The sequence below is a fragment of the Paenibacillus sp. N119s genome (genome assembly GCF_059447605.1).
Window position 1 is genome coordinate 1 of record NZ_JCAJRU010000223.1, and the last position, 8,179, is coordinate 8,179.

Here is an 8,179-nt window from a genome sequence, read left to right on the forward strand (position 1 = left end):
ATCTAATGAGCATTTACAGCCAGTGTTCCGGTTTGTCGCTCCAAGAAGTACAGGATCGTTATGAAGGACAAATGTACGGGACATTTAAAAAGGAACTGGCAGAGACGGTTGTAGTTATGCTGGAACCGATTCAGCAACGCTATCGCGAAATCCGGGAATCCGGTGAAATTGGACATATTTTGGCCCAATCCGCAGAGCGTGCTCAAGAAACTGCTGAAATCACGCTGTCTGCGGTCAAAGAGCGCATGGGCTTTTTACCACGTGTACGCTAGAGCCTATTGAAGCCAAGACTTACAAATTGACTTAAGAGCGACGTTGACGGGCCTTAACTACGAAGCCCCAGCCGATATTGCCGACAGATAAAAGCCCCAGCAATATAGCAAGCCATGCAGAATAGCTGATGGATATAGCAGCTGCTGTCAGCAGGATAATGGATGAAACGGCGAACCATAGGGATAAACCTTTGTTCATGGTAAAAACCTCCAGCTTTCGAATGTTGAATTTCAGGAATAAGTAGATGTAAGTGAGCCATAATAATCTTGCAAGCTTGCAATGAACCTCACTCACAAAGAACTGAAAGGAGATTCAAATATGAGCAGACGTCGTTCAAACAACCTGCAAGTACCGCAGGCCAACGCCGCTTTACAACAATTAAAATATGAGGCAGCTCAAGAACTTGGCATCACTATTCCTCAAGACGGTTACTTCGGTAATGTCGTTTCCCGCGAAACAGGTTCTCTTGGGGGATACATCACGAAAAAGCTGGTCCAACAAGCAGAACAATCCTTGTCGGGCAGCAGCCGCTTGCAGTAATACACATAAACACTCCCATCCTGGAAGCTGTATTATGAGCAACTGTGATGAAGAAAATCCGGAGCGATCATGCTCCGGATTTTTTTGCGCATGCTTACGACCATTGTGAATCACGCAAGTCTGCTTCGTCAAGAGGGCGCTTACATAAGACATCGCTTTTGACGGGAATGGTCAAAAAAACAGCAAGCTCCAGGCATAGGGAGACTTGCTGTCTGTAATCTACTCGGCTCATTGCTAGCTTTTAAATATTTTTAATTCGTATGCAGGGAAAGGCGCTTTTGCATTTTCTCGTCACTGAGCCATCCAATGTAACTGTTGATCAGTCCGAATTGCTTATCCATCGCAACCACCGCCACGAATGGATATTGCCTCCGGTGTCGATACCTTACGTCCCCCCAGCGTACAATATAGCCCCATTCCAGTTCTTCTACCTCGGCTACGGCAAAGGAGGAAAAATAGCGAAATGCTTGCACATCACGATAGGATTTGGAAGCTTCTACAGCTGGATGTGTGGACGGAGTTGCGTGTTTCGTCCAAAATAAATGTTTGCCATGTAATCCGCCAATGTCATAACTTCCATTCTGATGAGCTTTTACCACATGCCACCGGTTCCATGATACCGTGGGAATGATATAATAAGTGTCGCCTTCTTGGCGCTGGGTGTCCATATCACGCACCGCTTTTTTGGTAATAAAATGACTCCAGGTTCGCCAAATGTAATACAGGCCAATAAGGATGTACAGTGTAATAAATAAGGGTGCCGGCGAAACCAACCCGGTGATCCACAGCATTATTGCAGCAACATGGGTACCGAAAATAAAGGGATCGAAAATATGGATGATATTCCAAGAGATCCACTTGTTCGTAAACGGCCGAAATGCCTGTGTTCCGTACGTATTGAATAAGTCTGTGAATACGTGCAGGCACACTGCAATCGTTACCCATAATGCGATATGACCCGGGGGCACATCCCTGAAGATCAAGCAGATCAGTCCCGTGATGGACAAGATCCATATCAACCAGAAGGGAATGGAATGCGACAGTCCCCGGTGATTGCGAATGTAGGCTGCATTGTTCTTCAACCGAAGCAAAGTGTCAAAATCCGGAGCTTGTGACCCTACGACCGTAGCGAGCAGTACGACTGCGGCCAGCTTTGGATCTCCGGCGACGACAGGATCAGTGTAGGCCAGCCCGGCCAATCCGATTCCCATGACAAAGTGTGTGGCTGTATCCATATCTGTCGCTCCTTTTGTATTGTTTCCTGTACTTATTACTACCCAAATTTACTGTAAACGATCAGCAGGGGCGATTTGCCATCTGAATTGTGAACGTTTTGTGCGTTTTCTGTCAAACTTTTTAGGGTAGGTATATGATAAAATTTATATCGGAGTTCAACTTACTCCCGAATTCATACATCTCTAAGGGGGAGTTACTCACAATGGATAATATTAGTTATAAGACTTCTTCGGATGCGGCTACCTATTCGGTAAAATCTAAACCACCCGGCAAGGCGGGCACTTGGAAAGATTTTATTACAGTGACTAAGCCAGGCATCCTTCGTACTAATTTGGTTGCATCCTTCGGTGGTTTTTGGTTAGCATCGCAATGGGACGTTGACTATATAAAGTTAATCCTTACACTCTTAGGTACTATGTTGGTTATGGCGTCTTCTTGTGTCTTTAACAACTACTTTGACCGTGAGTTGGATTTGAAGATGGAGCGGACACGTAATCGCTCACTGCCAACAGGACGTCTGACCCCTACAACGGTGTTGTCCTACGCTATTATTTTGGGCATCGTCGGATTGGCTGTCTTATTCTACTTCTCTGGAGTGAAGGCAGGGCTACTGGGCATCTTAGGTATGATTGTCTACGTTGGCATTTATACACTCTGGTTGAAACGTTCGTCTACATGGAGTACATCCATTGGCGGTATTTCAGGGGCTATGCCTCCAGTAATTGGTTATGTGGCCGCATCAGGCCGTATTGATATGGGCGCATGGCTTTTATTCGCATTACTGTTCTTATGGCAACCGCCTCACTTCTGGGCACTTGCCATTCGCAGAGTCGAGGAATATCGCGCAGCAGGCTTCCCATTGTTGCCAGTTGTGAAAGGTATTCATCGGACCAAAATTCAGATGATTCCTTATATTGTGCTGTTGATTCCGGTACCCATCCTTATGTACGCTTATGGGTATGCCGGTATGATTTTTATGATCGTGTCTGTATTGCTGTCTGTGCTTTGGGCGTTTTATGCTTTTAAGGGTTTTACGATTAAGAAAGAAGAAACAGATTCCTGGGCCAAAAAAGTATTTTTCTTTTCCATTAACCATCTGACACTCAGCTTCTTATTGATGATCGTTGATACGGTTCATAAATTCTAATCCGAGTAGTAGCATTGGTGATAATACACTATATTTGCTGTCCAACAGGCGCCTGAATTGGCCTGAGGACAGCTTTTTTGTTATTCGCAGGACTAAAGCACAGGAGGGTATATAATGTATTCCTCTAAGCCAGCTTTCTCCAACTGGGCAATCACATATTCATCCGGAGTCCCTTCTACGCCAGCATAGCCTTTGCGAGTATACATATGAAGTGCATCTGGAAAAGCGTCTGCAAGCACACCTCTTATTTTTTTTCCCGAACTGTCGTTGTCCATAAATAAGTATATTTCATCGTGCTTGGTCCGTTTGCGGAGGGATTCCAGCTTTATAGAGTTTAATGTGCCGAAGGTACATAAAATATTGACCTCCGGGTCAAGTAATCGGCGAAGTTTACTGCGGTCATTTTTTCCTTCGACAATCACGGTTATCGCCATTTTGCTCACCCCTTGCTTCATGCCTGTGCTCGAAATTCCCCGGGAAATGAAGGAATATGTGTATAGTTTAGCTCTAAACGGGGTTCTCATGCAAAAAACAACAAAACAGCCTGCCAGAAGTGGCAGGCATGGGTTACAAAGCAGGCTGTTAGGGCAAATCAGACATTAGATCCAGCAAGTACGAAGAATGATGACGAGCAGAATATATAGAACAAGAATGATACCAGTTGAAGTCCCGATAGGGCAAGGATGACAGTGGCCCATGGTCTGCACCTCCCTTTTCTAATAATTCAGTCAAATTAGTCTATGTTGGTAGGAGAATAAAGTCCTGTGCACACGCCTTTGAGAAGAGTGTTTTGGGCTTAAAGACAGCATATTAGCATGCCTCCCTCAGGTATAACTAGGAATGATAAGGCCCTGAGGCAGGCAACGGAGGTGTCGGAGATAATCGCTGGACAGGAATAAATAATAGACCGGCCATCAGGATCAGAAAGGCGATAAAGAAAGGAGAAATGTGATCTGGAAGCTGACCCGCCAGTACAGGTCCGGCAAAGGAGCCGATAGATGTTGCAATGGATTGCAAAGCAAACGTTTTGCCCAATCGCGCACCTCCAATTTGTATGAAAAGGGAGGCCAGCGCTGGGAAAATAATGCCTTTGGCTGTTCCCAAAATAAACAGGACGATGCCTATGATCGCTTCAGGCGTGGTGGCGAGTGCGAAGAAGCTTAAAGACAACAGAATAATGCCGCAAAGTAGCCGTACCATCGGTGAATATTTGTTCAGAAAAAGTAAACTTAGCGTACAGAGTGCTCCCAGACTAATGATAGAAAAGAGTAATCCGGTGGACATTATGGACGCAGAACCGTTATTACGTAAAGGGATCTCGTAAAATAAAATGCCTTGTGCGCACGCTAAAACAAAAGGTAGAAGCAGGTAACGCCAATTGAATGGTAGCCGCGTTTGTACTGCCGATAGCGGAGCGGGTGTTGCGTGACCATCAGATAATTGGGCCTGCGGAGCGGGTGCATTTTTGGGTAAGGTGAAGTAAGCCATAAGCCCCGTGATAACGAGAATGATGCCAAGGGAACTAAATGTCTCGCTAAAGCCAAAACTGGCTACGATAAATGCACCTGCGGCCGGAGACAGAACAGAGGCCAACGTGTGGACGACACCATGCCCCGACATATATTTCCCCTGTGTAACCGGATGATCAGACAGTTGTGCCAGCATGGCCAGACAGGCTGGGGATAAAAAGGCCAACACATAGCCACTAATTGCACGTAGAAAAAGTAATTCCCACGGTGTATGGATGTACGATTGAATGATCAGGATGATGCCTGCGGCTGTCAGACTGAACATAATATATCGGCGACTGCCGTGTTTGTCGACCTTCGGACCTGCCATCAAGTTACCAGGCAGGTGAGTCAGAGAGTAAATCCCCATCATCCAACCGATAAAGGTAGGAGCTGCCCCCAGAGAGATTGCGAATGGTGTCAAAATAGGATATTGTGCATGCAGATCAAAAAAGGCAATGAACAAAAAGAGATACAGCCAGAGGGCTGTTTTCATGCGAATGACCCCCTTTCCCTAATGTAAACTTTCATATTACTACGTATTGGCCCTTCCTAAGTTGTACGCTGGATTGGACGAACATAGACCACTTTGTATGGACAAGAATTAAATGACAGGGGATGTAAAAGACCCAAGCTGACAGGACATTGCGTAATCATGTATAATTACAGAGACAATTTGCAATTGAATCATGTAGTTGAAAACGGGAGTGTAGCGAATGGATAAGAACGTCTGGACAGAATTTTTGGAACACAATTGGCAGATCGTTCAGGATAACTGGCTGTATATATTGATTGGGCTTGTTCTATTATTGGTCATATTGAAGATTGTTAGAACTCTCGTAAAATGGCTGATCATCATCGTTGTGATTGCAGGCTTGCTAGTATACAGTGGGATTTCCTTTGAACAGGTCGGCAAGGTCGTGACTCAGGCAAAAGATGATGCAATTAACAAAGTTCAGAGCGAGGCTTTGAACATGATGATAAAAGAGGGGCAAAATGCCAAATACACCTCCAACGGGGATGGTACATTTACAGTATCCAGTTCGAACCTGGAAGTAAAAGGTCCGTTTGAGGGTGATAAGGTCAAGGTATGGTATCAGGGAATGTCGCTGGGCGAATGGAGTATGGGCGACACCGTCAAGAAATATATTGATAGTGCGAAAGACTTGGCTGCTGTACAGCCGCCACAGTCGCCGTAGAGACAGGAGGAGCACAATGAACCCATCCTGGCTGGAGTCTGTTCTTCATTGGAATGGCGTGACGGTATTTCTGATCGCCATCGTCATATTGTCGTTGATACAGGGGTGGAGGCGAGGGGCCTCCAGATCTGTAGGTGCGCTGTTTAGTCTCATTGTGGATGGGATACTCACTGTGACGGGTATTTTGTGCTCGCTCGGGGTAGCCATGTGGCTTTCACCGAAAGTACAGCAATGGCTGGCAGCTTACATGGAGCATTTGCCGCAGCGCAAACTTAGTGGAATTGAGCAATTTTATTATACGCTCGTGGCGGGGGTAGAGGGTTTTCCGCTGCTGCGGTTCGCCGTATTGTTCATGCTTAGTTATGCTATTGCCCAGTTTTTACTACGTGCTATTTATGTGTTGGTGATAGGCGGCAAGTCGGAACTCCATGAGCATGAAAAGAAATCTGGCTTCTTCAGCAGGGTGGCAGGGGCTGGAATCGGTACTCTTATTGGTGGAGCTCGCGCCATGATGATCATAGCCCTGCTGTTCATAGGCGTAAGTCTGTATCCAGACAGCGGGTTTAGCAGCTACGTACAAGCTTCGCCGATTTATAAGCAAGGTGCGCAATCGGTCATTGAGCCGTTGTCCGGGACTCTGATTAAGGATAAGCTGCCCGTATTTACGCAGGCTGTTACCAAGGAATTGAATGGTATCATGCAGCGCAAATACGAAATAATCGACCGGGACATTCCGGATGATATCGGTCAGGCAGCAGCCAAGATTACCGAAGGAGCTAGCGGTGATGAGCAAAAAGCCAGAGCCTTGTATGAATGGGTAGGCACCCGCATTAGCTATGATTACAGTAAGGTAGAAGCCTATGAGCAACGTGGGGATTGGCATGAGCAGACTCCCAAAGATACGTTTGATACACGTAAAGGAGTGTGCATTGATTATGCCCGCTTGTACGCAATGATGGCTCGTTCGCAGGGACTACAGGTCAAGGTCGTTACAGGCCTTGGATACAACGGACAGGGAGGTTACGGCTCCCATGCCTGGAATGAGGTGTATTTGAGCGGACAGGATCGATGGGTCCCGCTCGACCCGACCTGGGCACAAAGTGGAGACTGGTTTAATCCGCCTGGTTTTGCTCAAACACATATCAAGGATAAAGTGATTTAAGAAGGAGTGGAGAAGGGCGCATGAGAAAGATGGACAACGAGCAAGAAAAAAACAATGAGACATCCGACCGAAAAAGATTTAGCTTCCGGATCAATCTGTTCTTTTTCAGCTCGTTCATTATATTTACGGTCATCATTGTCAGACTGGCGATACTTCAATTTGTAGATGGACCCCAGCTCAAACAGCAGGAGGCCAGTAATGTTACCAAAAACGTACCACTTACGCCGATTCGCGGAACAATTTATGATTCAACCGGGCAGAACAGACTGGCGTATTCTACACCAGTACAATCGCTGTATATCACGCTCTCCAAGAATTATAGCGACAGCTTGGAAGAAAAGCGAAGTCCAGATAAAAAGCTGTTGCCTGAGCTGGAAAAGATGACACAAAAGCTAGCAAATCGATTTGCTCAGTATGGCAATAAAGATGAGCCGAAAATGACGGCAGAGCAAATTATGGACGCTATGGACCGGAACTATCAGCGATTTAGCGGTTTTACGCCGCGTCTGATCAAAACGAATCTTAGTAAAGATGAAGTTGCCTATTTTATGCAGCATAAAAGTGAGTTTCCAGGCGTAGATGTCGTTGAAGAAACGGTACGTCATTACGATCCTGACACGGTAGCTGTTCAAACGGTCGGTTATATTAAAAGTTATAAAAGTGCACGTGAAACGTTGGATAAATATAAGAATATTCAAAAATCCATGTCAGCTGAAAATGATCCGGGCCTCATTTATATGGATAACGAATCTGTGGGCTTTGACGGGCTGGAATATCAATATCAGGAACAATTACGGGGGAAAAATGGCTATAAAACAGTACCCATTGATCCACGCAATATGCCGGAAGGTGTAGATTCTGTTACTCCTCCGCAAAAAGGGGATAATGTCTACTCCACGATTAACAAAGAGATTCAGGTGAAGACTGAAAATGCCATTATGGATCAATTGAGATGGCTCCATTCACATGCTGTATCCGGCAAGACTCATCCTTATGCCAAAACAGGCTTTGCTGTTGCCATGGAAGTGGATACTGGCAATGTCGTAGCTATGGCTAGTATGCCGGATTATGATGCAAATTATTGGCAAACCGGTACGATTTCAAAAGAAAAATA

Annotated in this window: 10 protein-coding genes and 1 pseudogene; 6 read left to right on the top strand and 5 right to left on the bottom strand. The window is 45.7% G+C overall.

Annotation, left to right across the window (positions count from 1 at the left end; translation table 11 throughout):
- Positions 1-272, top strand: a pseudogene (locus AC5V8P_RS20590) (tryptophan--tRNA ligase); the annotation flags it as partial.
- A 31-nt stretch (positions 273-303) separates the two neighbouring features.
- Here the strand turns inward: AC5V8P_RS20590 and AC5V8P_RS20595 are convergent.
- Positions 304-471: a hypothetical protein gene (locus AC5V8P_RS20595; RefSeq protein WP_196771901.1), complete on the bottom strand. Its 168-nt coding sequence runs from the start codon at positions 469-471 to the stop codon at positions 304-306.
- A gap of 120 nt (positions 472-591) precedes the next feature.
- Here AC5V8P_RS20595 and AC5V8P_RS20600 point away from each other — a divergent pair, with 120 nt between their 5' ends.
- Positions 592-813 carry an alpha/beta-type small acid-soluble spore protein gene (locus AC5V8P_RS20600; RefSeq protein ID WP_013311857.1) on the top strand — a complete coding sequence of 74 codons (222 nt, stop codon included), beginning with the start codon at positions 592-594 and terminating at the stop codon, positions 811-813.
- 251 nt (positions 814-1,064) lie between these two features.
- Here the strand turns inward: AC5V8P_RS20600 and AC5V8P_RS20605 are convergent, their stop codons facing one another.
- Positions 1,065-2,048 (bottom strand): metal-dependent hydrolase, encoded by a 984-nt coding sequence (locus AC5V8P_RS20605; RefSeq protein WP_063209580.1) that lies wholly within the window; start codon positions 2,046-2,048, stop codon positions 1,065-1,067.
- A 203-nt stretch (positions 2,049-2,251) separates the two neighbouring features.
- On the opposite strand from AC5V8P_RS20605, the gene cyoE reads away from it, so the two are divergent.
- Positions 2,252-3,196, top strand: a complete 945-nt coding sequence (gene cyoE / locus AC5V8P_RS20610) for a heme o synthase (protein ID WP_064798021.1) — start codon at positions 2,252-2,254, stop codon at positions 3,194-3,196.
- A 92-nt stretch (positions 3,197-3,288) separates the two neighbouring features.
- Here cyoE and AC5V8P_RS20615 read toward each other — a convergent pair whose 3' ends face one another.
- The 3 genes from AC5V8P_RS20615 to AC5V8P_RS20625 form a co-directional block, all read right to left on the bottom strand.
- Positions 3,289-3,630 (bottom strand): toprim domain-containing protein, encoded by a 342-nt coding sequence (locus tag AC5V8P_RS20615; RefSeq protein WP_063209576.1) that lies wholly within the window; start codon positions 3,628-3,630, stop codon positions 3,289-3,291.
- A 165-nt stretch (positions 3,631-3,795) separates the two neighbouring features.
- Entirely contained in the window at positions 3,796-3,894 is a 99-nt protein-coding gene (locus tag AC5V8P_RS20620; RefSeq protein ID WP_231116964.1) for a YjcZ family sporulation protein, read from the bottom strand.
- A 136-nt stretch (positions 3,895-4,030) separates the two neighbouring features.
- A complete protein-coding gene (locus AC5V8P_RS20625) occupies positions 4,031-5,200 on the bottom strand; it encodes an MFS transporter (protein WP_064798022.1) in 1,170 nt (389 codons plus the stop codon).
- Positions 5,201-5,420: 220 nt separating this feature from the next.
- On the opposite strand from AC5V8P_RS20625, the gene AC5V8P_RS20630 reads away from it, so the two are divergent.
- The 3 genes from AC5V8P_RS20630 to AC5V8P_RS20640 form a co-directional block, all read left to right on the top strand.
- Positions 5,421-5,903: a hypothetical protein gene (locus AC5V8P_RS20630; protein WP_063209571.1), complete on the top strand. Its 483-nt coding sequence runs from the start codon at positions 5,421-5,423 to the stop codon at positions 5,901-5,903.
- Between the two features lie 16 nt (positions 5,904-5,919).
- Entirely contained in the window at positions 5,920-7,065 is a 1,146-nt protein-coding gene (locus AC5V8P_RS20635) for a transglutaminase domain-containing protein (RefSeq protein WP_064798023.1), read from the top strand.
- A gap of 20 nt (positions 7,066-7,085) precedes the next feature.
- On the top strand, positions 7,086-8,179 hold a 1,094-nt coding region (locus AC5V8P_RS20640), incomplete at its 3' end, for a penicillin-binding protein 2 (RefSeq protein WP_495473815.1).

Bases quoted from the DNA above. Each gene is read 5' to 3' on its own strand.
- cyoE (WP_064798021.1), top strand. From the start codon at position 2,252: ATGGATAATATTAGTTATAAGACTTCTTCGGATGCGGCTACCTATTCG.
- AC5V8P_RS20620 (WP_231116964.1), bottom strand. From the start codon at position 3,894: ATGGGCCACTGTCATCCTTGCCCTATCGGGACTTCAACTGGTATCATT.
- AC5V8P_RS20625 (WP_064798022.1), bottom strand. From the start codon at position 5,200: ATGAAAACAGCCCTCTGGCTGTATCTCTTTTTGTTCATTGCCTTTTTT.
- AC5V8P_RS20595 (WP_196771901.1), bottom strand. From the start codon at position 471: ATGAACAAAGGTTTATCCCTATGGTTCGCCGTTTCATCCATTATCCTG.
- AC5V8P_RS20615 (WP_063209576.1), bottom strand. From the start codon at position 3,630: ATGGCGATAACCGTGATTGTCGAAGGAAAAAATGACCGCAGTAAACTT.
- AC5V8P_RS20600 (WP_013311857.1), top strand. From the start codon at position 592: ATGAGCAGACGTCGTTCAAACAACCTGCAAGTACCGCAGGCCAACGCC.
- AC5V8P_RS20630 (WP_063209571.1), top strand. From the start codon at position 5,421: ATGGATAAGAACGTCTGGACAGAATTTTTGGAACACAATTGGCAGATC.
- AC5V8P_RS20635 (WP_064798023.1), top strand. From the start codon at position 5,920: ATGAACCCATCCTGGCTGGAGTCTGTTCTTCATTGGAATGGCGTGACG.
- AC5V8P_RS20605 (WP_063209580.1), bottom strand. From the start codon at position 2,048: ATGGATACAGCCACACACTTTGTCATGGGAATCGGATTGGCCGGGCTG.